The sequence below is a fragment of the Kitasatospora sp. NPDC008050 genome (assembly GCF_042957465.1).
Taxonomy (GTDB): Bacteria; Actinomycetota; Actinomycetes; order Streptomycetales; family Streptomycetaceae; genus Kitasatospora.
On record NZ_JBIBIJ010000001.1, the window covers coordinates 501,633 to 525,522 of the forward strand.

A 23,890-nucleotide genomic window follows, 5' to 3' on the forward strand; every position below is an offset into this window, starting at 1 on the left:
TGCACCCACGCACGGAGAAGACAGAGCTGATGTCCGAAACCCTCACCGACACCACCGACCACGGCGCCGACGAGGCCACCTCCGAGGACTCGATCCACGGGCGCCACCGCGGCGGCACCGCTGCCGACGACAACCCCGAGGCCGACGCACACGGCAAGCACCGCCTGAACATGGGCGCCCGCTGACCTCCTGACCGGCCCGCCGGCCGGTCCAGGCCCCGGCCTCACCCGAGGGCCCGACACGCCACCCGCGTGCCGGGCCCTCGGGCGTACCCGGCCCCTACCGGGCGGTAACCGGCGCGGCGCCGCCATCGAGTAGGGTCCCGGGGACCAGGATCCAGAACCCCGCGACGGCCGGAAACCCGACCAGGTGCGATCGGCCCGGGGCCACGAACAGGGAGCAGCAGCCATGACCGAGACCCGGGAGCAGTCCGTCCCCGCACCCGAGGTACTCGCGGCCTTCACCGCGGCGGACGGCTTCATGCCCGTGGACGAGGGCCTGGCGCTCTACGCCGCCGCCGTCGAGGCCGCCGAGCGCACCGGGCTGCCGGTGCTGGAGATCGGCACCTACTGCGGCCGCTCGGCGATCCTGCTGGCCGACGCCGCCCGGCGCGCCGGCACCGTGGCGCTGACCGTGGACCACCACCGCGGCTCCGAGGAGCAGCAGCCCGGCTGGGAGTACCACGACGCGACGCTGGTCGACCCCGAGGTCGGCCTGATGGACACGCTGCCCCGGTTCCGCCGCACCCTGCACGCGGCCGGCCTGGAGCAGCACGTGATCGCGCTGGTCGGGCGCTCGCCGCAGGTCGCGGCCGTCTGGGGCGGCAAGCTCGCGCTGGTCTTCATCGACGGCGGCCACACCGACGAGCACGCGAGCGGCGACTACCAGGGCTGGGTCCCGCAGCTGGCCGCGGACGGGCTGCTGGTGGTGCACGACGTCTTCCCCGACCCGGCCGACGGCGGCCAGGCCCCCTACCGGGTCTACCTGCGGGCGCTGGCCGAGGGCTTCGAGGAGGTTTCGGTCACCGGTTCGCTGCGGGTACTGCGCCGCACGGCCGGCTGACCGCGGGCGCTGACGGCCCGGTCGCCGGGCCCGCTCCGCCACGCCGTTTTTCGGGCACCAGCGCCCCGCCGCGGGTGACCGGCCGGTACCGTGACGACCGACACCCGGGCCCGGGCAGGGCCGCACGCACCGGGCGTCACCGCACCGCGCACCGCCGGGTCGCGACCGCGCCGTGGCCGGACCGGACCGACGCCCGGTCATGGGTCGGGTACGGACCGGGGGCCGGACACCGGCCCGGCGCCGGGCGCGGACCGGGCACACTGACCACGACCGAGCACCGAGCAGCCACAGGGCGAGACCTGAAGGCGGGGGCCACAGCATGACGGACCAGGGCGACATGACACCGGCGGTCTGGGATCCGACCGCGCGCGGTGGCGAAGGCGGCTGGGTGCGGCGCCCGGCGCCGGGCACGCGGCCCACCGGCCCGGCAGCCCCGGTGCCCGCGGCCGGGCCGTACCCGGGCCAGGGGGCGACGGGCCCCGGCGCGGCCGGTCCCGGTGCGACCGGTCCCGGCGCGCCGGGCCCCGGTGCGACGGCACTCCCGCCGGTCTCCGGCCGGTTCGGCCCGCCGATGGCCCCGCCGCCCGCCCCGGGCGCGGTCGGCGATCAGGGCCCGCCGCTGGTCGCCCGGCCCTACCTGACCCCGGGTGCCCCGAGCGCCCCGCCCACGGCACCGCCCGGCACCCCGGCCGGATCGCCGCCGCCCCCGGCCGGGGGCGCCGCCACGCCGCCGTGGGAGACCCCCCGGCCGGCCGCCGCGGGAGGCTTCCCCGACCATGCCACCGCCCAGGGTGGCGGCCGCGCCACCGCTCCCCCGCCGATGCCGTCGGCGCCGCCGGGCCCACCCGGTGGCCTCGGCTTCGACGCCACCGCGGCGATCCCGCGCACCCCGGCGCAGGCCCCCCCGCCCTTCGCCCAGCCCCACCCCCAGCCTTCCTACGGCCAGCCTTTCGCCCAGGCCGGCTACCCCCCGCAGGCCCCGGGCGGCATCAACCTGCCCGGCCGCTACGAGGAGTTGGAGCCCGCCGGACCCGACCCGGACGGGCGCCCGCGCCGCCGCGGCCCGCTGCTGGTCGGCGCCGGCCTGGTGCTCCTGCTGGCGATCGGCGGCGGCACCGTGCTGGCGCTGCAGAACTCCGGCTCCACCGGCCCCACCGCGAAGGCCGCCCCACCCGTCGCCACCGCCCCGACAGGCTCACCGGCCCCGGGCGGCACGGCCACTGGCGCCCCGTCAGGCGCGGCCAGTGCCGGCTCCTCCGCGAGTGCGAGCGCGAGTGCCAGCGCCGGCTCCTCGGTGTCGCCGAACGCGCAGGCCGAGGCGCAGGCACTGGACGCACTGCTGACCCAGGGCGAGTCGGCCCGGGCCCCGATCAGCAGCGCGGTGGCCCTGGTCGGCAGCTGCCCGGCCAAGTCCGACATCGACAGCGCGGCGCAGACCCTGAACACCGGTGCCCAGCAGCGCGACCAGCTCGTCGCCGCGCTGGCCAAGCTCAACATGGCCGACGTCCCCGGCGGCGCGGACGCGGTCGCCAGCCTGAAGACGGCCTGGCAGGAGTCCGGCGACATCGACCGCGCCTACGCGGCCTGGGCCAAGACGGTCGGCGCCCAGGGCTGTGGCGGCGGCAACACCGCCCCGGACACCCCCGACAAGCAGCGCGCCGACCAGCTGAACCCCCAGGCCACGCAGGCCAAGAAGGACTTTGTGACGAAATGGAGCGCGCTGGCCGGCACCTACGGCCTGACCGCCCCCACCTGGGACAGGATCTGACACCCCGTGAAGCGCACCACCCGCACCACCATGACCCGTCTGCTGGCCGCGCCGCTCGGCCTGCTCACCCTGCTCGCGCTGGCCGGCTGCGGCACCTCCGCCAGGGCCGGCGCCGGCGCGGCGCTCGCGGCCGGTGCGCCGCCGCCCAGCGCGTCCAGTACCGCGGGTGCGTCCACCAGCGTGCCCACCGGCACCGCGACCACGCCCTCCGCGAGCCCCGGCACCGGCCCGAGCCCGTCCATCTCCGCTTCCGCCCCCGCCTCCAGCACCGGAAAGCCGCTGGCCGGCCGGACCATCGTGCTCGACCCCGGCCACAACCCGGGCAACGTGAACCACACCACCGAGATCAACCGCCAGGTGGACGTGGGCAACGGCCACAAGGAGTGCGACACCACCGGCACCGAGACCGACGCGGGTTACACCGAGGCCCAGTACACCCTCGACGTGGTCCACCGGCTGCGCGACCTGCTGCAGGGCCTGGGCGCCACCGTGCTGCTCACCCAGGACGGCGACCGCCCCTTCGGCCCCTGCGTGGACGAGCGCGCGGCGATCGGCAACAACGCGCACGCGGATGCCGCGATCTCCGTGCACGGCGACGGCGGCCCGGCCTCCGGCAGCGGCTTCCACGTGATCATGCCCGCCAAGGTGGTGGCCGGAAAGGCCGACAACAGCGCCATCGTCGACCCCTCCCACCAGCTCGGCCTGGCGATCCGCGACAGCTTCCACGCCGCCACCGGCGAGCCGTACGCCGACTACGTCGCCGACCAGGGCCTGGACACCCGCAGCGACCTCGGCGGCCTCAACCTGTCGACCGTCCCCAAGGTCTTCATCGAGTGCGGCAACATGCGCAACGCCGGCGACGCCGAGAAGATGACGGATCCCCAGTGGCGCCAGCGTGCGGCCCAGGGCCTGGCCGACGGTTTCACCCGGTTCCTCGCGCCCTCGGGCTGACCCGACCGGGCCACGCCCGCAAGCCCAGTCCCGCGGGGCTGGGCACGGTTGACTAGAATCACTCCCCGTCACGCCGTAAGGCCACACCAGCGAGGGGACCGATCAGTGAATCTGCGCGCTCTCACCAGGGGAGATGCCGCCGTCGCAGGTGCGGCCGTGCTCCTGCTCATTTCGTCGTTCCTCCCCTACATCTCGGTCGACTGCTCGCCGGAGCTGCAGCGGCTGGGCGGCTGCGGGAGCGACCTGTCGACCAGCGTCTGGACCAGCAACCTGTTCCCGATCCTGCCCTCGGTCTACCTGCTGGGCATCGCGGCCGCCGCGCTGGTGCTGCTGCAGCGCTTCCAGGGCGAGGCCGCCAAGAACCGGCAGATCCTGGGCCTGCGCCTGGACCAGTGGGGCGTCTCGTTCTCGGTCGTCGCGCTGTGGACGGCGCTGTGGTCGCTGGGTGCCGGCTCGGACCACTCCTGGGGCGCCTACCTCGGCGTCCTCGCGGTGCTCGTGCTGGCCGGCGCCGCCGCTGCCGGACCGCTGGTGCCCGCGCTGCAGGCCCCGCTGCTGACCGACAAGCCCGCCGTTCCGCAGGGCTACCAGCAGCCGGTGGGCGGCTACCCGGGCGCCGGGCAGGGCTACCAGCAGCCCGGTGGCTACGGGTTCCCGGCCCCGGGCGCGGGCCAGCAGGTGCCCGGCCAGAGCTTCGGCGGCCAGCAGTTCGGCGGCCAGCCGCAGCAGCCGGGCGGCTACGGCTTCCCGGCCCCGGACGCGGGCCAGCAGGGCCTGGGCCAGCCCGCCACCGGTCAGCCGGGCGTCGTTCAGCCGAGCGTCGGCCAGCCCGGCCAGGAGTTCGGCTACGGCCAGCCGGCCGCCGGCCTCGGCGCCCAGCCGGTGCCCGGTGCCGCCGCGCAGGGGCAGCCGCAGGACGCCGCCTTCGCCCAGACCGCCGCCCAGGCCCCCGCCGCCGCGGCGGTCGCACAGCCCGCTCCGGCCGCCGCCGAGCCCGCCCCGGCCGCCCAGCAGGCCCCGGCCCCCGCCGCCGAGTTCGCGCCGTTCTGGTTCGCCGTGCCGGAGCCGCGCCGGCTCACCCAGAAGGACGGCCCGGCCGGTGCACCGGTCGGCGAACTGCTGCCCGGCACCTGGTACCTGGCGGTGGATCAGCGCGGCACCGCGCTCGTCGCCCAGCTCCAGGACGGCACCCAGGGCGTGCTGGCCGACGTCTCGGGCATCCAGCGCGGCTGAACCCGCGACACGAACGCGAAGGGCCGACGGGAGGCCTCCCGTCGGCCCTTCGCGTTGCACGCACACCGCGCGGCTCAGCAGCAGCCCTGGACCGCCAGCCCGTTCGGCAGCCGGTCGGCTCCGAAGACGGCCACCGTCGCCGGGTCACCGCGCAGCGCCGCGACGGCGAGCAGCAGGGCGCCGGCCGTCCAGGTGGTGCGCTCCTCGGGCCAGATGGCGTCGTCCTCGAAGACGTAGCCGGTCCAGTAGGAGCCGTCCTCGTGGCGCAGGTGCTGGATCCAGCGCAGGATCTCGACCGCCCGCTCGGCATCGCCCACCGCCCAGAGCGCGAGCGCGAGTTCGGCGCTCTCGCCGCCGGTCACCCAGGGCCGGTCGCTGACACAGCGCACCCCGAGCCCGGGCACCACGAAGCGGTCCCAGTCGGCCTCGATGCGGCGCAGCGCGGCGGGCCCGCGCAGCGCACTGCCCAGGACCGGGTAGTACCAGTCCATCGAGTAGCGGTCCTTGTCCAGGAACCGCTCGGGGTGCGCGGCCACCGCGTGCTGGAGCCGGCCGGTGGCCAACTCCCAGTCCGGCTGCGGCTCCTGGCGGTAGTCGGCGATGGCGAGCCCGCAGCGCAGCGCGTGCAGGATGCTGGCCGAGCCGGTGAGCAGCGCCTCGTCGGCGGGGGTGCCGTCCTCGGCCAGCCGCCAGGCGATCGGGCCGCCGGGCAGCTGGGCGCCGACGGTGAAGTCCAGGGCGCGGCGGACCACCGGCCACATCCGGTCCAGGAAGGCGTCGTCGCCGCAGGTCAGGTGGTGGTGCCAGACCCCGACCGCCACGTAGGCGCAGAAGTTGGTCTCCACGGCGCGGTTGCTGACGCCGTCCGCGCCGTGCTCGAAGTAGCCCGCGTACCAGGAGCCGTCCGGGTTCTGGCAGCGCGCCAGCCAGCGGTAGGCGCGTTCGGCGGCGGCGTGCTCGCCGGCCGCGTCCAGCGCCATCGCGGCCTCGGTGTGGTCCCAGGGGTCGAGGTGCCCGCCGGTGAACCAGGGGATGGCGCCGTCGGGCCGCTGCTCGGCCAGGATGCTGCGCACCGTGGCGGCCGCCTGCGGCCCGTCCAGCACACCGGGCAGCAGCAGCGGCCCGGGGGTGGCCACCCCCTCGTGGGCCGTCACGCGCCGGCCCGGTTGGGCTTGCTGGCGTAGGCGACGAAGCTCTTGCCGATCACCGGGTTGAGCGCGGCCTCGGCGGCCTTGGTGAGCTTGCTGATCACCGGGGTGCCGACGATGTCCCAGACCAGCAGCTGGTGGTAGGCCTTGACCGGCAGCGCCTTGTCGTTGTTGACGCCGACCGCGCACTTGATCCACCAGTAGGGCGCGTGCAGCGCGTGGGCGTGGTGGGTGCCGTACGGGGTGAGACCGGCCTCACGGATCCGGTCGAGCAGCTCGTCGCCGCGGTAGATCCGGATGTGGCCGCCCTCGACCTCGTGGTACTCGTCGGAGAGCGCCCAGCAGATCTTCTCCGGCAGCCAGCGCGGCACGGTCACCGCGAGCAGCCCGCCGGGCTTGAGCACCCGGAACATCTCGTTGAGCACGCCCTTGTCGTCGGGGATGTGCTCCATCACCTCGGAAATGATGATCTTGTCGAAGGACTCGTCCTCGAACGGCAGCGCCAGCGCGTTGCCCTCCATGGCCACCGCGCTCGCCCCCGCGGGCGCCTCCCCGGCCGCATCCATCGCGTCGAACCAGCGCTTGACCTCGGCGATCTCCTCGGCGTTCTGGTCCAGCGCGACCACGTTGGCGCCGCGGCGGTAGCACTCGAACGCGTGCCGGCCGCCGCCGCAGCCCAGGTCGAGCACCCGATCACCGGGGGCGAGTGGGAAGCGCGAGAAATCGACGGTCAGCACGGTGTGGAGCTCCCATTCGGTACACGGAGGGTCGGGTAACGCACTTTCAGGCCTCGCACCCGCGGGCCACGGACCGTCAGACGACGTAGCGCCAGCCCGCGCCCGAGCGGGCCCGCTGCCCGACGCCGGTGGCGATGGCCGCACGGTAGCGCTCGGCGGTGAGTTCGGCGGCGCGCTCCCAGGTGAAGCGGGCCAGCACCCGCTCGCGGCCCGCCGCGCCGAGCCGGGCGCGCAGCCCGGGATCGTCCAGCAGCCGGCCCAGCGCGCCCGCCAGCGCGCCCGCGTCGCCCGGCGGCACAGCCAGGCAGCTCTCCCCGTCGGGGCCGGCCACCTCGGGGATCGCCCCACCGGTGGTGGCCACCAGCGGCGTGCCGGTGGCCATCGCCTCGGCCGCCGGCAGCGAGAAGCCCTCGTAGAGCGAGGGGACGCAGGCCACCTCGGCCGAGCGGTAGAGGTCGACCATCTCCTCGTCGCTCAGGCCGGTGCGGAACTCGATGTGCTCCTCCAGGCCGAACCGGCGCACCGCGTCGGCCACCGGGCCCTCGCCCTGCTTCTTGCAGACCACCACCAGGTGGGCCTCCCGCTCGGTGCGGACCTTGGCGAGCGCCTCGACCAGGTACACCAGGCCCTTGAGCGGCACGTCCGCACTGGAGGTGGTCACGATCCGCCCCGGCACCACCGCGACCTCCTCGCAGGGCGACCAGAGCCCGGTGTCCGCGCCGATCGGCACCACCGAGACGGCGCGCGGGGCGGCGCCCAGCTGCTCGACGATCCCGGCCTTGGAGCTGCCGGAGACGGTGATGATGTGGTCGAGGCGGGCGGCGACCCGGCGCTGCATCCGGGTGAAGGCGTACCAGCGGCGCAGCGAGAGCCGGCGCAGCCGGGTGGCGGCCGCGGTCAGCTCCAGGCGGCGGTCCTCGGTGACCGGGTGGTGGATCGTGGTGACCAGCGGGAAGCCGTGCCGGGCCAGGCCCAGCAGGCCGTAGCCGAGGGTCTGGTTGTCGTGCACCACGTCGTAGCGGCCGCGGTGAGCGGCCAGGTACCGGCGGGCCCGCAGCGAGAAGGTGAGCGGCTCGGGGAAGCCGCCGGTCCACATGGTGGCGACCTCCAGCAGGTCCACCGGGCCGCGCAGTTCGGCGGCCGCGGGGGTGCGGAACGGGTCGTCGGCGCGGTAGAGGTCCAGGCTGGGCAGCTCGACCAGGCGCACCGAGCCGGGCCCCTCGACCTCGTCGAGCACCGGGAAGGGCTGGGCGCCGATCACGTCGACGTGGTGGCCGAGCCGGGCGAGCTCCCGGGACAGGTGGCGGACGTAGACGCCCTGGCCGCCGCAGAACGGGTCACCGCGGTAGGAGAGCAGCGCGATCCGCAGCGGCCGCTGGTCGGCCGTGGAGGGTGGCTGCCCCGTCATGGATCGGCCCCTTGAACATGTGAACAGTGCGAGACCTCGAAGATACCGGCCCGTAGCTTCGGCATCCCGGGCGGGGAAGGTGATTCACGCCACGCTCCCTTTTCCCAAGGCTCCCCGGCGGTTCCTTGGCCCCGCCTTGGGGGTTCCTTGGCACACGGACGGTCCGGCGACGGCCGGAAGTGCCCACGGGGGGTCCGGTTAAAGTGGTCGGTGGCCGCAACCGGCGCTGACCCGAGCCGTCGGCGGGGACCGCGGACCACCCGCCGTCCAGCGAAAGGCCCCCGCCGCACCATGTTCACGCCCGCCCGTACCGGCGCCGCCGTCCTGACCGCCACCCTGCTGGCGGGCCTGACCGCCGGGCCCGCGCTGGCCGACGCCAGTTCCTCGCCCAGCCCCGCCGCCCCGGCCGCGGCCGCCTCGCCCTCGCCGGTGACCCCGCCGGCCGCGCTGTACGGCAAGAGCGACCCGACCTACGACGGCGTGTGGCGCCAGGCGATGGCGCTGACCGCGCTGAACAGCGCGAAGGTGACGCCCGGCGCCGAGGCCGTGGACTGGCTGACCGGCCAGCAGTGCGCGGACGGCGGCTGGCCCTCGTTCCGCGCGGACACCAAGGCCGCGTGCGTGGCCGCCACCGAGGACAGCAACGCCACCGCGCTGGCCATGCAGGCGCTGGCCGCGCTCGGCGGCCACCAGGCGACGGTGGACAAGGGCGTGCAGTGGCTGAAGACGAACCAGAACAGCGACGGCAGCTGGTCCTACAACCCCGGCAACCCGGGTGACGCCGACTCCACCGGCCTCGCCGTCAGCGCGCTGCGTGCCGCCGGCGCCGACCCGACCCAGGTGGCCAAGGACGGAAAGACCGGCCTGACCGCGCTCGGCGCCCTGCAGCTGGGCTGCGCCGCGCCCGCCGAGCAGCGCGGCGCCCTCGCCTTCCAGGCCCCCGCCGCCGGGCAGCCGGCGAGCGCCAACGCGCTGGCCACCGCGCAGGCCGCGCTGGCGATCGCCGGCGGCTGGCTGCCGGTGGCCGCCGGCAGCCCGACCGGCCCGGCCCCCAAGGCGCCGGACTGCGCGAGCGGCACCGACGCCACGGGCGGCGCCGCCTCGGCCGAGAGCGCCGCGAGCTACCTCGCCACGACGCTGACCGCGGGCGGGCAGCACCTGACGCTCAGCACGCCGGGTGCCGCCGCGCCGAGCCCCGACTACAGCGGCACCAGCTGGGCGGTGCTGAGCCTGGTCCGGTCCGGCCACCCGCAGCAGGCCGCCGGGGCCGTGGACTGGCTGGCCGCCAACGGGGGCAGCTGGACCAAGGGCCAGGCGGGCCCGGACGCCGGCGCCACCGCGGCGCTGATCCTGGCCGCCCAGGCCGCCGGCCGCGACCCGCACGACTTCGGCGGCACCGACCTGGTCAAGCAGCTCACCGACACCGGGCCCGCGGTGCAGAGCGCCGCCAAGGAGAGCAAGAAGAAGAGCGGCTTCTCGCCCTGGCTGCTGGGCGTGGGCGTGCTGATCGGTGTCGGCGGTGGCCTGGCGATCAGCCTGAGCCGCAAGCGCGGCCAGTGACCCCGGCCCGGCGAAGCGGCGCGGGCCACCGCGCCGCCCTGCTGGTGCTGCTGACGCTGGTGGCCGCACTCGGCACGCTCACCGCGCTGGCCGGCCCGGCCGAGGCGGCCGGCTACCGGTACTGGTCGTTCTGGCGCGGCGGCGACGGCAGCTGGACCTACCAGCAGCAGGGCCCGGCCACCTACGTCCCCGCCGACGGCTCGGTCGACGGCTGGCGCTTCGCGCTGAGCCCCGACGGCGGCCAGGACGCCGCCCGCCCCACCGGCGGGTCCGCCGCGGCCTTCGCCGCGCTCTGCGCCGGCACCCCGGCCCAGCCGGGCCTCAAGCGGGTCGGTGTGGTGCTGGACTTCGGCACCCGCACTGACGCACCGTCAGGCTCCGTGCCACCGGCGGCCCGTACCGGCTGCGCCCAGGTGCGGCCGCAGGCCAGCTCGGCCGAGGTGCTGGCCGCACTCGCGCCACCGCTGCGCTACGACACCAACGGCATGCTCTGCGCCATCGCCGGCTACCCCGGCGCCGGCTGCGGCGAGGCGGTCTCCGGCACCGGCACCACGAGCAGTGGGGCCACCGGTGCCGCCAGGAGCAGCGGCCCGAACCTCGGCCTGGCCGCCGGCGGCGCGCTGATCGTGCTGCTCGGTGCGGGCGCCGTCTGGCAGGTCCGGCGCCGGCGCCGGAGCTGACCCCGATGGCCGTCACCGCACTGCGCCGCGCCCCGCGCCCGCTGCACCCCGCCGCCTGGTGGCTGTGGGCGCTGGGCCTGGCCACCGCCGCCTCCCGGACCACCAACCCGCTGCTGCTGCTCCTGATCGTCGCCGTCGCCGGCTACGTGGTCGCGGTGCGCCGCACCGAGGCGCCGTGGGCCCGCTCCTACGGCACCTTCCTGCGGCTGGGGCTGGCGGTCCTGGTGCTGCGGCTGGGCTTCACCGTCCTGCTCGGCTCGCCGGTCCCCGGCACCCACGTGCTGCTGACGCTCCCGCAGCTCCCGCTGCCCGGCTGGGCGCAGGGCGTGCGGATCGGCGGCCAGGTGACCCTGGAGGGCCTGCTCGCCACGCTCTACGACGGGCTGCGGCTGGCCACCCTGCTGATCTGCGTGGGCGCGGCGAACGCGCTCGCCTCCCCCGCCCGGCTGCTGCGACTGCTGCCCGGCGCGCTCTACGAGGTGGGCGTGGCCGTGGTGGTGGCGATGTCCTTCGCGCCGAACCTGGTGGCCGACGTCCAGCGGCTGCGGGCCGCCCGGCGGCTGCGCGGCCGTCCGGACCGCGGTCTGCGCTCCGTGCTCAGCGTCGGACTGCCGGTGCTGGAGAGCGCGCTGGAGCGCTCGGTGGCGCTGGCCGCCGCGATGGACAGCCGCGGCTTCGGCCGCACCGCGCCGGTGCCGCGCGCACTGGCCCGGGCCACCGCCGCGCTCACCCTGCTCGGCCTGCTCGGCCTGTGCGCGGCGGCCTACGGGCTGCTCGCCGGCGGCGACGCCGGCTGGGCGCTGCCGGTGCTGCTGGCCGCGGTGGCCGCGAGCGCGGCCGGTCTGGCGCTGGGCGGGCGGCGCACCGTACGGACCCGCTACCGCCCCGACCGGTGGGGGCTGCCGGAGTGGCTGGTCGCCGGCTCCGGGGTGGCGGTGGCGGCGATCATGATCTGGCTGGCCACCCGCACCCCGGCGCCCTTCGCCCCCACGGTGGTGCCACCCACCGTGCCCGAACTCCCGCTGGCGGCAGCGCTGGCCGTACTGCTCGGCCTGCTGCCCGCTGTCGCCGCGCCCGCCCCGCCCCCGCTGACACCCGCACGCCCCGCCAGCACCGACTCCCGGAAGGCCGACCGCCCGTGATCACCTTCGAACAGGTCTCGGTGCACTACCCGGACGCCGCCGCGCCCGCCCTGGCCGGCCTCGACCTGACCGTGCCCGAGGGTGAACTCTGCCTGCTGGTCGGTCCCTCGGGGGCCGGCAAGTCCACCCTGCTCGGCACCGTCAACGGGCTGGTCCCGCACTTCACCGGCGGCGTGCTGCACGGCCGGGTGACCGTGGCGGGCCGCGACACCCGCGACCACCGGCCGCGCGAACTGGCCGACCTGGTCGGCACCGTGGGCCAGGACCCGGGCGCGCACTTCGTCACCGACACGGTCGAGGACGAACTCGCCTACGGCATGGAGTCGCTGGGCCTGGCCCCGGCCGTGATGCGGCGCCGGGTGGAGGAGACGCTCGACCTGCTGGGCCTGGCCGAGCTGCGCGGCCGCCCGCTCGCCACCCTCTCCGGCGGCCAGCGCCAGCGGGTGGCGATCGGCTCGGTGCTGACGGTGCATCCCCGGGTGCTGGTGCTGGACGAGCCGACCTCCGCGCTCGACCCCGGGGCGGCCGAGGAGGTGCTGGCGGTGGTGCAGCGGCTGGTGCACGACCTCGGGACCACGGTGCTGATGGCCGAGCACCGCCTGGAGCGGGTGGTCCAGTACGCGGACCAGGTGCTGCTGCTGCCGGGCGGCGATCGCCCCGCGGTGCTCGGCGAACCGGCCGAGATCCTCACCCACTCCCCCGTCTACCCGCCGGTGGTGGGCCTGGGCCGGCTGGCCGGCTGGTCCCCGCTGCCGCTCTCGGTGCGCGACGCCCGCCGCCGGGCCGCCCCGCTGCGCGCCCGCCTGGCCGAGGTGCGGCCGCCGGTGGCCGAGCGCACGGCCGAGCGGCCGGCGGCCACCGCGGTCGCCGAGACCGCCCGGCTGACCGTGCGGCGCGGCCCGGTGCCCGCCCTGCGCGAGGTCTCGCTGACCCTGCGCCGCGCCGAGATCACCGCCCTCATGGGCCGCAACGGCGCGGGCAAGTCCACCCTGCTCGGCGCACTCGCCGGCCTGCACGCCCCCACCGGCGGCACGGTCCGGATCGGCCCGCTCACCCCGCACCGGACGCGCCCCAAGGAGCTGGTCCGCCAGGTCGGCCTGGTCCCGCAGGACCCGCGCGACCTGCTCTACACCGCCACCGTGGCCGCCGAGTGCGCCGCCGCCGACCAGGACGCCGACACCGCGCCCGGCAGCTGCCGCGCACTGCTGGAGCGCCTGCTGCCGGGCCTGGCCGACGACACCCACCCGCGCGACCTCTCCGAGGGCCAGCGGCTGACCCTGGCGCTGGCCGTGGTGCTCACCGCCCGCCCCGCCCTGCTGCTGCTCGACGAGCCCACCCGGGGCCTGGACTACGCGGCCAAGGCCCGCCTGGTGACGATCCTCGGCGCGCTCGCCGCCGACGGCCACGCCATCCTGCTGGCCACCCACGACGTCGAGCTGGCGGCCGAACTCGCCCACCGCACCCTGGTGCTGGCCGACGGCGAACTGGTCGCCGACGGCCCGGCAGCCGAGGTGGTGCTGGCCTCCCCCGTCTACGCGCCCCAGGTCGCCAAGGTGCTGGCCCCCGAGCCGTGGCTGACGGTCCGCCAGGTGGCCGCCGCACTGCAGGAGACCCCCGACGAGCCGCAGCGGGTGGCCGACCGGTGAACCTCGCCCGTCCCGTCCCGCTCGGCCCGCGCTCGGTCGCCGTGCTCGCCCTCACCTCGCTGGTGGGCCTGGCCGCCTTCGGCTGGCCACTGCTGGCTGCGCCGTCCTCCACCCTGGTGGGCCACGCCGCGGATGCGCCCTGGCTGTTCGCGCTCCTGCTGCCGCTGCTGCTGGCCGTCCTGGTCGCCCAGCTCTCCGAGCACGGGCTGGACCCCAAGACCGTGGCGCTGCTCGGCGTGCTCGCCGCCGTCGGCGCCGCGCTGCGCCCGCTGGGCGCGGGCACGGCGGGCCTGGAACCGATGTTCTTCCTGATGGTGCTGGCCGGGCGGGTACTCGGCCCGGGCAGCGGCTTCGTGCTGGGTGCGGTCACCATGCTGGCCTCCGCCCTGCTCACCGGCGGGGTCGGCCCCTGGCTGCCGTTCCAGATGCTCAGCATGGGCTGGGTCTGCCTGGGCGCGGGACTGCTCCCCGGCCCGGCCACCCTGCGCGGGCGCGGCGAGCTGGTGCTGCTGGCCGGCTACGGCGCCGTGGCGGCCGTGCTCTACGGCACCGTGATGAACCTGCAGGGCTGGCCCTACATCGGCGGCCTGGGCAGCTCGATCGCCTTCGTCCCCGGCGCCCCGCTGACCACCAACCTCCCCAAGTTCGCGGTCTACTGCCTGACCACCTCGATGGGCTGGGACCTGCCGCGCGCCGCACTGACCGCCACCCTGTGCCTGACCGTCGGCACCCCGGTGCTGCGCGCCCTGCGCCGCGCCACCCGACGGGCCGCCTTCGACGCCCCGGTGCGCTTCGAGGCGCCCGCTCCGTCCCCGGTGGCAGCCCGGGATACCGCGCAGGGATGACGAAGATCCGGCCCGGCCGCCCTAGGCTGCCGCAATGCACAGCGGCATGGCACGGGGGTGGGAGCTGCTCCGCCGGCACCCCGGGACGGTGGACACCGCCCTCGCGTTCGTCATGGGCGGCCTCACCCTGGCGTTCGCCCTGCAGACCCGGCACCAGCTGCACGTCCAGGACCACTACCCGCTGTTCGGCACCTCGGCGATCCTGCTGACCCTGGCGGTCAACCTCCCGCTGGCGCTGCGCCGCCGCCGGCCGTGGACGACCCTGCTGGTCTCCGGCGCGGCCCTGGCCGTCTACACGGCCGCCGGGAACGAGTCCTCGGAGAACCTCTGGGCCCCGCTGTTCGCCTTCTACACGGTGATCAGCCGCCCCGAGCGCCGGGCCACCAAGGCGGCGGTCGCGCTGACCGCCGGGCTGTGGTGCTGGAACGCGCTGGAGGTCGGGGTCTCGGTGCTGTTCGCCGTCGGCCAGACGGCGGTGGGCGTCGGCATCGTCTGGTACTTCGCCGAGGGGATGCGCAACCTGGGCCTGCGCAACGCCCAACTCGCCCGGCTGACCGCCCAGCTGAACGCGGAGCAGGCCGCCCGCGCGCAGCACGCGGTCACCGAGGAGCGGGTGCGGATCGCCCGCGAGCTGCACGACGTGCTGGCGCACCACCTCTCGGTGGTCGCCCTGCAGGCCGGGCTGGCCCGCTACGTCTTCACCGCCGATCCCCCCACCGCCAGCGGCGCCCTGGACACCATCGCCGGGACGGCCCGGCTGGCCCTGGACGAGATGCGCGGCCTGCTCGCGCTGCTGCGCGTCGCCCCCGACGGCGGATCCCCCGGCGACGAACCCGGTGCCTACCTGCCCGCTCCCGGGCTGGCCCAGCTGCCCGAGCTGGTGGAACGGCTGCGCGTCGCGGGCCTGGGGATCGAACTGACCGTCACCGGCCGGCGGCGCGAGCTGCCCCCGGGCCTGGACCTGGCCGCCTTCCGGGTGCTCCAGGAGTCGCTCACCAACACCCTCAAGCACGCGGGCCCCACCGCCCGCGCCGAGATCGAGCTGCACTTCGACACCCACACACTGACCGCCCGGGCCGCCGACGACGGCGGCACCGGCGGCCCGGGCGCGGTACCGGTCGCCACGGTGTCCGGCGGCCACGGCCTGATCGGCATGCGCGAACGGGTCCAGCTCTACGGCGGCCGGCTGACCGCCGGGCCCCGGCCGGCGGGCGGCTACGAGGTGCTCTTCACGCTCCCCCTAGCACCGCCCGCCTGACCGGCCCGCCCTCAGGCCTGCTTGGGGCCCGCCGACTGCACGACCTCGAAGGACCACAGCGTGGAGCCGGAGGCCGCCGGGCGCTGCGCCCCCTCACTGCCGGCCGGCCGGTGCGCGGCCTGCATCGGCCCGGTCATCCACGCCTGGAACGCCTCCTCGGTGGCCCAGCGGGTGTAGACGAGGTACTGGTCGGTCCCCTCCATCGGCCGCAGCAGCTCGAACCACTCGAAGCCGTCCTGCCCCTCGACGGCCCCGGCCCGCGAGGCGAACCGCTGCTCCAGCACCTCCCGCTGCTCGGCGGGAACGGTCAGCACATTGATCTTTACCACGCTGGGCACATGACACCTCTCATCAAAAGGGGCCCGACCTGGGCACCTAACCTTGACCACGTGCGAGCAGTCTCCTACATACGACAGTCCAAGAAGCGCGAAGACGACTCGCAGGCTTCACCGGCAGCGCAGCGCACCAAGACCGAGGCGCTGATCACCGCGAAGGGGTGGGAGAACTCCGGCCACTTCGAGGACATCGGCAAGTCCGGCTGGGATCCCAACGTGAACCGCCCCGGCTTCGACGAGACCCGGCCCCAGCTCGCCGCACGCACGCTAGGTGTGGTGCCGTTTTTTTGCTGGTCAGTGGGGCGCCGGGGGGTGGGTCCATCTCTGGGCGCACGGACGTTCGGGACCCTGGCCCCATGCGCGCGCACGCCGCCGCGAAATTCGGGGTAGGGGGTACGGGCAGCGGGGGTACCAACAGGCCCTGCATAGTGCTTGGCAGCTCAGGCCGCATGAACCGCTCCCCGGCAACCCACACCGGGCGTACTGTCTGCACCATGGTGAGCGAGCACCTTGGGGATCGACTGGCACGACTGCGCCGCCTGGCTGGCCTGACACAGGAAGCCCTGGCGGAGAAGTCTGGTGTATCTGCCGACGTGGTAAGGAAGTTGGAGCAGAAGCGGAAACATTCCGCCCGACTTCCGACGCTGCACGCACTCGCCAAAGGGCTTGGCGTAGAGGTCACTTCGCTTTTGGGTGACCCTCCGGCCGTGCCGTCCACGGGTGACGCCGAGCCGCCGGAGCTGGTGGCGGTACGCCGGGCGATCATGCCGCCGCTGTTCGCTCCACCACCAGTTGCTGACGGGGCCGACACACTGTCGCTGCCGTTGCTCCGTGCTGAGATCGCCGATGCGTGGACGCTGTACCACGCTGCCGACTTCGGCAGGGTCATGACGCTACTGCCCGGGATCATCGCGGATGCCCGACTGACGGCTGCCGTCGGGAAGGGTCGTGACCGACTGGCCGGGCAGCACGCCCTGGGCAAGGCGCTGCAACTTGGCGGGCACCTGGCCATCCGGCTGGGCAAGACTGACCTGGGGCTGTCCAGCCTGGAGCGTGCCATAGCTGCCGCAGACTCGTCCGAGGACCCGCTGTTGCCCGCGATGATCTGCAACTCAGTGGCCTGGGCCTACCAGCGCCAGAACCGGTTGGACGACGCGGAAGCCTTGGCGGTGCGCGCTGCGGACGGGGTGGAGCGAGAGCACGTGACCGACGCCGAGGGGTTGCGGGTCTGGGGTGGCCTGGTGATGTCAGCGGCGACCAGCACAGCACGCAGCGGGGACTACACGGGTGCCGCAGACATGATGATGACCGCCGAGAAGGCGACGGCTCGGCTGGCCCGCCTGCCTGTCGCTGCCGACGGCCGGATGGTGAGTGTGTTCAGCCGGTCATCCGTTCGGATCGAGCGCGTGCGGCTGGCCGTCCAGCACGGCCGGCCGGAGGAAGCCCTCACCCTTGCCCGAGGCCTTCGGCTGAGCGCCGATACGCCGCCATCATGGCGTACGTGGCTCCTTCTGGACGTGGCGCGGGCATACACCGACATGGGCGACGCAACAGGCGCTGTGGCCACCCTTGAACGACTCCAGCGCGAGGCACCCGGATGGATGCGTCACCATACGCTGGCTGTGGCGATCGTTTCCGATCTGTGGGCGGGCTCGGCGAGGCCACCAGGTTTGCGGAAGCTGGCGCGTCTTCTGGGCGTCACCGATTAGCGCGCACAAGTAGGACGTTCCATCCCTGTCGGTAGCACCCCCGTGACGGGAACCTCTTCGTGTCGACACGGAGAGGAGTCACGCCAGTGACGGGAAGCGGACGGACAACTCAGACGTACGAGGAGTACAAGGCTGAGCGTCGGAAACAGGTGCTCCCGCCCAGGGGTTGGCGTCCCCTGGACGACTACGTGCCACAGATCGCCACCTGGCTGGTCTCCAGGCGGGGTACTCCGCCCGACTGGCCGTTCTGCCGGTGTGGCAGCGCGCAGTGCCCCGACGGCGACCACATGACCCCTGAGGAGATCGGGCTGATGCTGGGCCGGGCTCGGGCGCTGCGGGAGGCGCAGGATGCCGCGTAGGTCCCCCATTGAGCCGGCCGTGCCCACCCACGACCAGGACCAGGACGAGCGCGAGACGGCCCGCCTGGAGCCCGCCGAGTCGGGAACTACCGAGCGCCTGCGGGAGGCAGTCCGGCAGCTCAACCGGGAGAGCCAGCGCTGGCCCCATTAGACCCCCGCCCCGATCGCCGTTGTCTTGGCAGAGCTCAGCGACCGGAGCGGGTCCGCAACACCGAACGTCCCGACCGTCAACAGTCGGCCGGTTCGCCTCAGCGTGAGGAGAAGCCAGTATGACCGTTCCCACCGACCGCCCGCCCGGCCCCATGCCGGACCCGCAGGTCACGAGTGACCCGCGAACGCTCCTGGAGCCGCGCCACTTCGACGGCGTGGTCTCCACCATCGCGGACAACAACCCGGGAATGACGAAGGAGGTCGCCACCCGGATCGCCTGTGAGGGCATCAAGTTCACGGTGGCTGCGGCCATCTTCCGGGACCAGGCCATGGCCCCGTCCCGGGTGGTGGACGAGGGCTGGCACGCCCTCATCCTGCACACCGCCACGTACGCCGAGTTGTGCGAGCGGTTCGGCGGCTTCGTGCACCACACCCCGGGCTACGACCCCACGTTCTACGACCCGACGATTCTCGACCGGTCGCAGGAGCTGATCCGCGCGGCCGGATTCGAGTCGGACAGGGAACTGTGGGTGGGTCCCGATGACCGCACCTTCACCGTCGCGGCGAACTGCCAGCACTCGAAGGAATGCGCGATCCGGCCCATGCCGACCCCGCAACCGCCCTGCAACAAGCCCTCGCAGGCGGCCTGACACCGTAGCCTGCTGCCACCAACCGAGGGAGTAGCCATGGATGAGTGGATCAATCCCGAGTACGCGGAGTTGGTTGCCGCGTTCCGGCAGCAGGATGACGACACGGACGTGCCCGTGCTCGGTCTGGCCCCGGACACCGTTCCGGTACGGGCGGTCCGGGGATTCATCATGAGGCCGTCCGACGTGTGATCCCCGCCCTGAGCCGTAGCAGAGGCTCCTGGTGCGGGCTTGGCCCCGTCCGTGTGCCATTTCCCGTGGCACACGGGCGTGGTCTCACGCCACCGCATCAGACCGACTATGTGAGTGGCTTGACACACTCATTGATCTTCACGACAGACATGTCCCCATCGTCGCACCCCCGCGGCCCGCTCAGAACGACCGCCCCTCGCTGTGGGGGACGTGCTCGCCCGTCGTGCGGTCGGCGCGGTCCGGGCGGTCGCGCTGGTCGCCGCAGAGTGAGTTGCTCAGCCGGGTGAGCAACTCGGCCAGGTCGGCGAACTGCTTCTCGTCCCAGTCGCCGAGCAGTTCGGCCAGCTGGGTACGGCGGGCGGCCACCAGCTTGAGCGCGGCCTCCTCGCCCGCCTCGGTCAGCCGCAGCGGCAGCCCGTTGCGCAGAGCCAGGCCCCGGCCCTCGACCTCGCGCGCGGCCGCCTCCACCACGCCGGGCGGCAGGATCCGCCGCTCCGCCAGCTCGGCCGGCTCCACCGAGCCCTGATGGTGCATCTGGAGCAGCAGCCAGCTGGACGCCGGCCGCAGGTCCAGGCCCGCCCGCTCGGTGATCCGCTGGTACAGGTCGCGGCCGGCCTCGCGGGTGTTCAGCACGGTCAGCGCGCGGGCGATCTCGTCCACCGAGGAGCGCTCCACCGGGTTCATCCCGATCGACTCGCCGAGGTCGGGCGCGGTGACCGAGGCGCGCAGCGGCTCCTCCCGGATGAAGAGCGAGAAGAGGAAGGCGACGAACGCCACCGGCGCGGCGTAGAGGAAGACCTCGGCGATGGAGCTGGCGTAGGCGTGCAGCACGCTGTGTGCGACGGCCGCCGGCAGGGACTTGATCACGTGCGGGTCGGCGGTGATCGAGCTCAGCGCGAAACCGGCCGGCAGGTGCACCCCGCGCAGCGCGTCGGTGAGCTTGTGGGTCAGCTGGGTGGTGAAGATGGTGCCGAAGATCGAGACGCCGAAGGAGGCGCCGATCGAGCGGAAGAAGGTCGCGGCGGCGGTGGCCGCGCCCAGGTCCTGGTAGCCGACGGAGTTCTGCACGATCAGCACCAGCACCTGGAGCACCAGGCCGAGCCCCAGGCCGAAGACCAGGAAGTACAGGCTCATCACGGTGGTCGAGCTGGATTCGGTGAGCCGCGAGAGCAGGATCAGACCCACCGTCACCACCGCCGTGCCGGCGATCGGGAAGATCCGGTAGTGCCCGGTCCGGGCGACGTACTGCCCCGAGCCGATCGAGGTGACCAGCATGCCGAGCACCATCGGCAGCATGTGCACGCCCGACATGGTGGGCGAGACGCCCTGCACCACCTGCAGGAAGGTCGGCAGGTAGGTGAGCGCCCCGAACATGGCGAAGCCGACCACGAAGGAGATCACCGCGACCAGGCTGAAGGTGCGCGAGGCGAAGAGCCGGGGCGGCAGCACGGCCTCGGGGGCGGCGCGCTCCACCTGGACGAAGGCGGCCAGCAGCACCACCCCGAGCACGCCCAGGCCGATGATCTGCCAGGAGCCCCACGGGTAGCTCACCCCGCCGAGCGAGGTCATCAGCACCAGGCAGGTGGCGACCGAGGCGATCAGCACGATGCCGAGGTAGTCGATCCGGTGCTGCCGCTTGGCCTCCACGCTGTGCAGCACGGCCGCGATCACCGCCAGCGCGACCACACCGATCGGCAGGTTGATGTAGAAGACCCAGCGCCAGGAGAGCTGGTCGACGAAGAAACCGCCGAGCAGCGGGCCGAGCACGCTGGTGGCTCCGAAGACCGCGCCGAACAGGCCCTGGTACTTGCCCCGGTCGCGCGGCGGCACCAGGTCGCCGACGATCGCCTGGGTCAGCACGATCAGACCGCCGCCGCCCAGGCCCTGCAGCGCGCGGAAGGCGATCAGCTCGCCCATGTTCTGGGCCACGCCGCACAGCGCCGAGCCGATCAGGAAGATGACGATGGAGGCCTGGAAGAACCGCTTCCGGCCGTACATGTCGCCGAGCTTGCCCCAGAGCGGGGTGGCGGCGGTGGAGGCCAGCAGATAGGCGGTGACCACCCAGGAGAGGTGTTCCAGGCCGCCCAGGTCGCTGACGATGGTGGGCAGTGCGGTGGAGACGATGGTCTGGTCGAGGGCGGCGAGCAGCAGGGCCAGCAGCAGGGCGCTGATGGGGACCCAGAGGTTGTGGACGGGCGCGTCCTGCGAGATCAGCGGTTCGGGCTCGGTGGCCGGTGCCGCCATGGCGGTCCTCCTGGGTCCTAATTGCCACTTATATGATGATCCGTCCGACTTCTCGCCTTCATCGTGTCAGATTTGCCCCGTTTTACCGGGACCGATTGCGCCATTCGTAAGCCGGGCGCCCCTGTTGGGCGCGAGGCGGGTCCTGCATAATCGGGCGCAATCCACGCCGTCGACGCTCCAGGAGGACCGGGCCATGCCGGGATTCGCCCCTTACGGCCCCGGCCCGGACGCTGACGGCCGGTATCCGGACGCCACCCAGTACCCCGACGTCACCGAGACCGCGGTGCTGCCGCAGTTGGAGGGCCCGCCGCTGGTCCGCCCGTACGTCCCGCCGGTCGCGGTGACCGACGAGCTCCCGCCGCCGCACGTCACCGCCGTCCTGCCGCCGGTGCCGGATGCCGCCCCGCTGCTGCCCCCGGCCCCGCCGAGTGCGCCGCACACCGCCCCACCGCGGGAGCTCGGGCTCTTCCCGCTCACCGGTGATCCCGCCCCGGCGGGTGGCGGGCGGGCGGCGAACCGCCGGGCCAGAAGCCGCGGCAGCAGCAGTAGACGCGGCGGCGTGATCGCCGCCGCCGGCGCCGGGGTGGTCGCGCTCGGGGTGGGCCTGGCCTTCGCCCTCTCACCCGGCCCGCAGAGCCATCACGAGGCCCTGCCGGTGCTGCCCACCGGCGCGCCCGACCCGGCGCCCTCACCGAGCCAGACCCCGCAGTCCGCCCCGACCACGGCCGGCGCCAGCGCCGCCCCCACCAGCAGCGCGCCCGCGACGTCGACCCGGCCGACTTCCGCCGCACCGCGGCCCGTGGCGAGGACGGCCGCCCCCGCGACCACCCAGGCCCCCGCGCCCGCGCCCGTCGCGCCGGCCACCACCGCGGCCCCGGCGCCGTCCAGCGCGCCCCCGAACACCCAGGCGCCGGCGCCCAGCAGCGCACCGCCGACCAGCGCGGCGCCGACCAGCACCGGCCCCTCGCCGAGTGCGTCGTTCCAGACGCTGCAGTACGGCTCCTCGGGCCCCGCGGTCACCACGCTCCAGCAGCAGCTGCGCGCGGCGGGGTGCGGCAACCGCTTCACCCCGGGCACCTACGACAGCCGGACGCAGCAGGCGGTGGAGAACCTCCAGGACTGGAACAACATCGGCGACCGTAACGACTACGGCGTCTACGACCAGCAGACCAGCGACGCGCTGGCCGCCGGCGACACCTGCAACTAACCCGTCACCGCGCCCACGATGCTCACCCCGGCCAGGACCAGCATCGCTGCCGCCGCCACCCGGATGATCACCTTCATCGGCACGTGCTTGAGCAGCTTCTGGCCGCCCACGATGGCCAGGCCGCCCACCGCGCACAGCGCCAGCCAGGCGCCCAGGCCCACCGAGAGCGGGTCGGCGTACTTCGCAGCCAGGTTGGCGGTCATGATCTGGGTCAGGTCGCCGAACTCGGCCACCGCCACCACCAGGAAGCTGGCCCCCGCCACCTTCCAGAACCCGGTGGAGGACGGCTCCTTCGCCTCGTGCCCCTCCTCCTCGTCCTTGTGCAGCAGCAGCATCACGGCACCGGCCAGGAAGAGCGCCCCGCTGACCCCCTCCACCCAGCGGTGCGGCAGCAGCGCCAGCAGACTGCCGGCCGCCAGTGCCAGGCCGACCTGCACCGCCATCGCCGCCGCGACCCCCGCGAAGACGTAGGCCGCCCGGTAGCGGGTGCCGAGCATCAGCGCGGCCAGCGCGGTCTTGTCCGGCAGTTCGGCCAGGAAGATGATGCCGAAGGTCACGGCGAATACGGTCAGTTCCATCAGGAGTGAGGTCCCTACGGTCGGGCTGCCCGACCGCGCGGCCCAATAAAAAAGAGACCTCGGCCCGACAGCACTGGTCATGATCACAGCACTGCGGCCGAAGGTCTCGCCAACACCCTGATGAGGTGTCCCGGGCGCCGGGCCGCTCCGCGAAGAGCCGGCCAGTATGTCGACGGTCCGGTGGAGGGCTACTCCCCTTCAACACCTCTTACTGTACCGGACGCCGTAGCAGCCCCCGCCGGGTCCTGGGCTTGGGACGGCCGGACCCGCGCACCCGCACCGAGCGCCGCACCAACCCGCGGCCGACCAGCTCCAGCACCACCACGATCGCCACCGCCTCCACCGCGAGCAGCGCGACCAGCACGAAGAGCTGCACCGCGCCCGCGGCCACCGGCGAGGAGCCCCCCAGCAGCATGCCGACGAAGGCGCCGGGCAGCGTGACCAGACCCACCGTGCGGGTCTGGTCCAGGGCCGGCACCAGCGAGGTGGCGGCCGCCGTGCGGCAGATCTCCAACCGGGCCTCGCGGTCCTGCAGACCCAGCGCGAGGGCCGCCTCCACCTCGCCGTGCCGCTGGTTCAGCTCGTCCAGCGCCCGGCGCCCGGCCAGCGAGGTGGCGCTCAGCGCGCCGCCGATCAGGATCCCGGCCACCGGCACGATCGACAGTCCCTGCAGCGGCAGCAGGCGGCTCGCCAGCAGCAGGACCAGCACCGGCAGCACCCCGGCGCCGATCGGCGCCGCCGCCCAGGCCCAGCTCCAGCCCGGCTCGTCGGTCATCCGCCGCCCGGCGGTGCGCACCGCCACGGTGAACATCAGCAGCACGAAGACCGTCGTCCACCAGAGCGAGTGCACCACGAAGGTGATCACCAGCGAGACCGCCGCGAGCTGCACCACCGCCCGCACCCCGGCCCGCAGCACCGCGTGGCCGTGCCCGAGCATCCCGCGCCCTGCCACCACGACCGCCGCCACCAGCAGCACGGCCATGGCCACCCCGAGCAGCGGGGTGACCGGCAGCAGCTGCCCCGAGCCGCTG

General features: G+C 74.4%; 25 protein-coding genes. 18 read left to right on the forward strand and 7 right to left on the reverse strand.

Annotation, left to right across the window (positions count from 1 at the left end):
• Positions 1 to 29: 29 nt before the first annotated feature.
• The 5 genes from ACFZB9_RS02135 (at position 30) to ACFZB9_RS02155 (ending at position 5,014) form a co-directional block, all read left to right on the forward strand.
• Complete coding sequence (locus ACFZB9_RS02135) at positions 30 to 185, forward strand: hypothetical protein (protein WP_391442962.1); 156 nt, start codon at positions 30 to 32, stop codon at positions 183 to 185.
• A 223-nt stretch (positions 186 to 408) separates the two neighbouring features.
• Entirely contained in the window at positions 409 to 1,062 is a 654-nt protein-coding gene (locus tag ACFZB9_RS02140; RefSeq protein WP_391442964.1) for a class I SAM-dependent methyltransferase, read from the forward strand.
• A 319-nt stretch (positions 1,063 to 1,381) separates the two neighbouring features.
• Positions 1,382 to 2,830, forward strand: coding sequence for a hypothetical protein (locus ACFZB9_RS02145; protein WP_391442966.1), 1,449 nt, complete (start codon positions 1,382 to 1,384; stop codon positions 2,828 to 2,830).
• 6 nt (positions 2,831 to 2,836) lie between these two features.
• Positions 2,837 to 3,781 (forward strand): N-acetylmuramoyl-L-alanine amidase, encoded by a 945-nt coding sequence (locus tag ACFZB9_RS02150; RefSeq protein ID WP_391442968.1) that lies wholly within the window; start codon positions 2,837 to 2,839, stop codon positions 3,779 to 3,781.
• Positions 3,782 to 3,937: 156 nt separating this feature from the next.
• Positions 3,938 to 5,014 (forward strand): hypothetical protein, encoded by a 1,077-nt coding sequence (locus ACFZB9_RS02155; protein ID WP_391442969.1) that lies wholly within the window; start codon positions 3,938 to 3,940, stop codon positions 5,012 to 5,014.
• 74 nt (positions 5,015 to 5,088) lie between these two features.
• On the opposite strand, the gene ACFZB9_RS02160 is transcribed toward ACFZB9_RS02155, so the two are convergent.
• The 3 genes from ACFZB9_RS02160 to ACFZB9_RS02170 form a co-directional block, all read right to left on the reverse strand.
• On the reverse strand, positions 5,089 to 6,168 hold the full coding sequence (locus tag ACFZB9_RS02160; RefSeq protein WP_391442971.1) for a prenyltransferase/squalene oxidase repeat-containing protein: 1,080 nt from the start codon (positions 6,166 to 6,168) through the stop codon (positions 5,089 to 5,091).
• Positions 6,165 to 6,899, reverse strand: a complete 735-nt coding sequence (locus tag ACFZB9_RS02165; RefSeq protein WP_391442973.1) for a class I SAM-dependent methyltransferase — start codon at positions 6,897 to 6,899, stop codon at positions 6,165 to 6,167. Before ACFZB9_RS02165 ends, ACFZB9_RS02160 begins: the two co-directional genes overlap by 4 nt.
• Positions 6,900 to 6,975: 76 nt before the next feature.
• On the reverse strand, positions 6,976 to 8,307 hold the full coding sequence (locus tag ACFZB9_RS02170; RefSeq protein WP_391442975.1) for a glycosyltransferase family 4 protein: 1,332 nt from the start codon (positions 8,305 to 8,307) through the stop codon (positions 6,976 to 6,978).
• Positions 8,308 to 8,598: 291 nt separating this feature from the next.
• On the opposite strand from ACFZB9_RS02170, the gene ACFZB9_RS02175 reads away from it, so the two are divergent.
• Genes ACFZB9_RS02175 through ACFZB9_RS02200 form a run of 6 tightly spaced genes read left to right on the forward strand, consistent with a single transcriptional unit; the run spans position 8,599 to position 15,438 of the window.
• On the forward strand, positions 8,599 to 9,867 hold the full coding sequence (locus ACFZB9_RS02175; protein ID WP_391442977.1) for a prenyltransferase/squalene oxidase repeat-containing protein: 1,269 nt from the start codon (positions 8,599 to 8,601) through the stop codon (positions 9,865 to 9,867).
• A complete protein-coding gene (locus tag ACFZB9_RS02180) occupies positions 9,864 to 10,547 on the forward strand; it encodes an SCO2322 family protein (RefSeq protein ID WP_391442979.1) in 684 nt (227 codons plus the stop codon). Before ACFZB9_RS02175 ends, ACFZB9_RS02180 begins: the two co-directional genes overlap by 4 nt.
• Positions 10,548 to 10,552: 5 nt before the next feature.
• Positions 10,553 to 11,689: a CbiQ family ECF transporter T component gene (locus ACFZB9_RS02185; protein WP_391442981.1), complete on the forward strand. Its 1,137-nt coding sequence runs from the start codon at positions 10,553 to 10,555 to the stop codon at positions 11,687 to 11,689.
• Positions 11,686 to 13,335, forward strand: a complete 1,650-nt coding sequence (locus tag ACFZB9_RS02190) for an ABC transporter ATP-binding protein (protein ID WP_391442982.1) — start codon at positions 11,686 to 11,688, stop codon at positions 13,333 to 13,335. Before ACFZB9_RS02185 ends, ACFZB9_RS02190 begins: the two co-directional genes overlap by 4 nt.
• On the forward strand, positions 13,332 to 14,180 hold the full coding sequence (locus ACFZB9_RS02195; protein WP_391442984.1) for an ECF transporter S component: 849 nt from the start codon (positions 13,332 to 13,334) through the stop codon (positions 14,178 to 14,180). The genes ACFZB9_RS02190 and ACFZB9_RS02195 overlap by 4 nt, the downstream gene beginning before the upstream one ends.
• A 34-nt stretch (positions 14,181 to 14,214) precedes the next feature.
• The gene (locus tag ACFZB9_RS02200) at positions 14,215 to 15,438 is read left to right on the forward strand and encodes a sensor histidine kinase (RefSeq protein ID WP_391442985.1); all 1,224 of its coding nucleotides are present in this window, start codon (positions 14,215 to 14,217) and stop codon (positions 15,436 to 15,438) included.
• Positions 15,439 to 15,449: 11 nt separating this feature from the next.
• Here ACFZB9_RS02200 and ACFZB9_RS02205 read toward each other — a convergent pair whose 3' ends face one another.
• On the reverse strand, positions 15,450 to 15,776 hold the full coding sequence (locus ACFZB9_RS02205; protein WP_391442987.1) for an antibiotic biosynthesis monooxygenase family protein: 327 nt from the start codon (positions 15,774 to 15,776) through the stop codon (positions 15,450 to 15,452).
• A 51-nt stretch (positions 15,777 to 15,827) separates the two neighbouring features.
• Here ACFZB9_RS02205 and ACFZB9_RS02210 point away from each other — a divergent pair, with 51 nt between their 5' ends.
• The 6 genes from ACFZB9_RS02210 (at position 15,828) to ACFZB9_RS02235 (ending at position 18,830) form a co-directional block, all read left to right on the forward strand.
• Entirely contained in the window at positions 15,828 to 16,163 is a 336-nt protein-coding gene (locus ACFZB9_RS02210; protein WP_391442989.1) for a recombinase family protein, read from the forward strand.
• A 104-nt stretch (positions 16,164 to 16,267) separates the two neighbouring features.
• Entirely contained in the window at positions 16,268 to 17,482 is a 1,215-nt protein-coding gene (locus ACFZB9_RS02215; protein WP_391442991.1) for a helix-turn-helix domain-containing protein, read from the forward strand.
• A gap of 188 nt (positions 17,483 to 17,670) precedes the next feature.
• Positions 17,671 to 17,841 (forward strand): hypothetical protein, encoded by a 171-nt coding sequence (locus ACFZB9_RS02220; RefSeq protein WP_391442992.1) that lies wholly within the window; start codon positions 17,671 to 17,673, stop codon positions 17,839 to 17,841.
• A gap of 19 nt (positions 17,842 to 17,860) precedes the next feature.
• Complete coding sequence (locus tag ACFZB9_RS02225) at positions 17,861 to 17,992, forward strand: hypothetical protein (protein WP_391442993.1); 132 nt, start codon at positions 17,861 to 17,863, stop codon at positions 17,990 to 17,992.
• Between the two features lie 118 nt (positions 17,993 to 18,110).
• Positions 18,111 to 18,641, forward strand: coding sequence for a glycine-rich domain-containing protein (locus ACFZB9_RS02230; protein ID WP_391442995.1), 531 nt, complete (start codon positions 18,111 to 18,113; stop codon positions 18,639 to 18,641).
• Between the two features lie 36 nt (positions 18,642 to 18,677).
• Complete coding sequence (locus ACFZB9_RS02235; RefSeq protein ID WP_391442996.1) at positions 18,678 to 18,830, forward strand: hypothetical protein; 153 nt, start codon at positions 18,678 to 18,680, stop codon at positions 18,828 to 18,830.
• 180 nt (positions 18,831 to 19,010) lie between these two features.
• Here the strand turns inward: ACFZB9_RS02235 and ACFZB9_RS02240 are convergent, their stop codons facing one another.
• On the reverse strand, positions 19,011 to 21,074 hold the full coding sequence (locus ACFZB9_RS02240; RefSeq protein WP_391442997.1) for an MFS transporter: 2,064 nt from the start codon (positions 21,072 to 21,074) through the stop codon (positions 19,011 to 19,013).
• Between the two features lie 193 nt (positions 21,075 to 21,267).
• On the opposite strand from ACFZB9_RS02240, the gene ACFZB9_RS02245 reads away from it, so the two are divergent.
• Positions 21,268 to 22,281: a peptidoglycan-binding protein gene (locus ACFZB9_RS02245; RefSeq protein WP_391442998.1), complete on the forward strand. Its 1,014-nt coding sequence runs from the start codon at positions 21,268 to 21,270 to the stop codon at positions 22,279 to 22,281.
• On the opposite strand, the gene ACFZB9_RS02250 is transcribed toward ACFZB9_RS02245, so the two are convergent.
• Positions 22,278 to 22,862 (reverse strand): TMEM165/GDT1 family protein, encoded by a 585-nt coding sequence (locus ACFZB9_RS02250; protein ID WP_391443318.1) that lies wholly within the window; start codon positions 22,860 to 22,862, stop codon positions 22,278 to 22,280. The two genes, ACFZB9_RS02245 and ACFZB9_RS02250, sit on opposite strands and share 4 nt — an antisense overlap.
• 205 nt (positions 22,863 to 23,067) lie before the next feature.
• Positions 23,068 to 23,841 (reverse strand): ABC transporter permease, encoded by a 774-nt coding sequence (locus ACFZB9_RS02255; protein WP_391443319.1) that lies wholly within the window; start codon positions 23,839 to 23,841, stop codon positions 23,068 to 23,070.
• Between the last annotated feature and the right edge of the window lie 49 nt (positions 23,842 to 23,890).

Coding starts and splice junctions, on each gene's coding strand:
- ACFZB9_RS02255 (WP_391443319.1), bottom strand. CDS start 23,841: ATGGCCGTGCTGCTGGTGGCGGCGGTCGTGGTGGCAGGGCGCGGGATG.
- ACFZB9_RS02215 (WP_391442991.1), top strand. CDS start 16,268: ATGGTGAGCGAGCACCTTGGGGATCGACTGGCACGACTGCGCCGCCTG.
- ACFZB9_RS02200 (WP_391442985.1), top strand. CDS start 14,215: ATGCACAGCGGCATGGCACGGGGGTGGGAGCTGCTCCGCCGGCACCCC.
- ACFZB9_RS02245 (WP_391442998.1), top strand. CDS start 21,268: ATGCCGGGATTCGCCCCTTACGGCCCCGGCCCGGACGCTGACGGCCGG.
- ACFZB9_RS02135 (WP_391442962.1), top strand. CDS start 30: ATGTCCGAAACCCTCACCGACACCACCGACCACGGCGCCGACGAGGCC.
- ACFZB9_RS02140 (WP_391442964.1), top strand. CDS start 409: ATGACCGAGACCCGGGAGCAGTCCGTCCCCGCACCCGAGGTACTCGCG.
- ACFZB9_RS02175 (WP_391442977.1), top strand. CDS start 8,599: ATGTTCACGCCCGCCCGTACCGGCGCCGCCGTCCTGACCGCCACCCTG.
- ACFZB9_RS02235 (WP_391442996.1), top strand. CDS start 18,678: ATGGATGAGTGGATCAATCCCGAGTACGCGGAGTTGGTTGCCGCGTTC.
- ACFZB9_RS02185 (WP_391442981.1), top strand. CDS start 10,553: ATGGCCGTCACCGCACTGCGCCGCGCCCCGCGCCCGCTGCACCCCGCC.
- ACFZB9_RS02145 (WP_391442966.1), top strand. CDS start 1,382: ATGACGGACCAGGGCGACATGACACCGGCGGTCTGGGATCCGACCGCG.
- ACFZB9_RS02230 (WP_391442995.1), top strand. CDS start 18,111: ATGACCGTTCCCACCGACCGCCCGCCCGGCCCCATGCCGGACCCGCAG.
- ACFZB9_RS02240 (WP_391442997.1), bottom strand. CDS start 21,074: ATGGCGGCACCGGCCACCGAGCCCGAACCGCTGATCTCGCAGGACGCG.
- ACFZB9_RS02170 (WP_391442975.1), bottom strand. CDS start 8,307: ATGACGGGGCAGCCACCCTCCACGGCCGACCAGCGGCCGCTGCGGATC.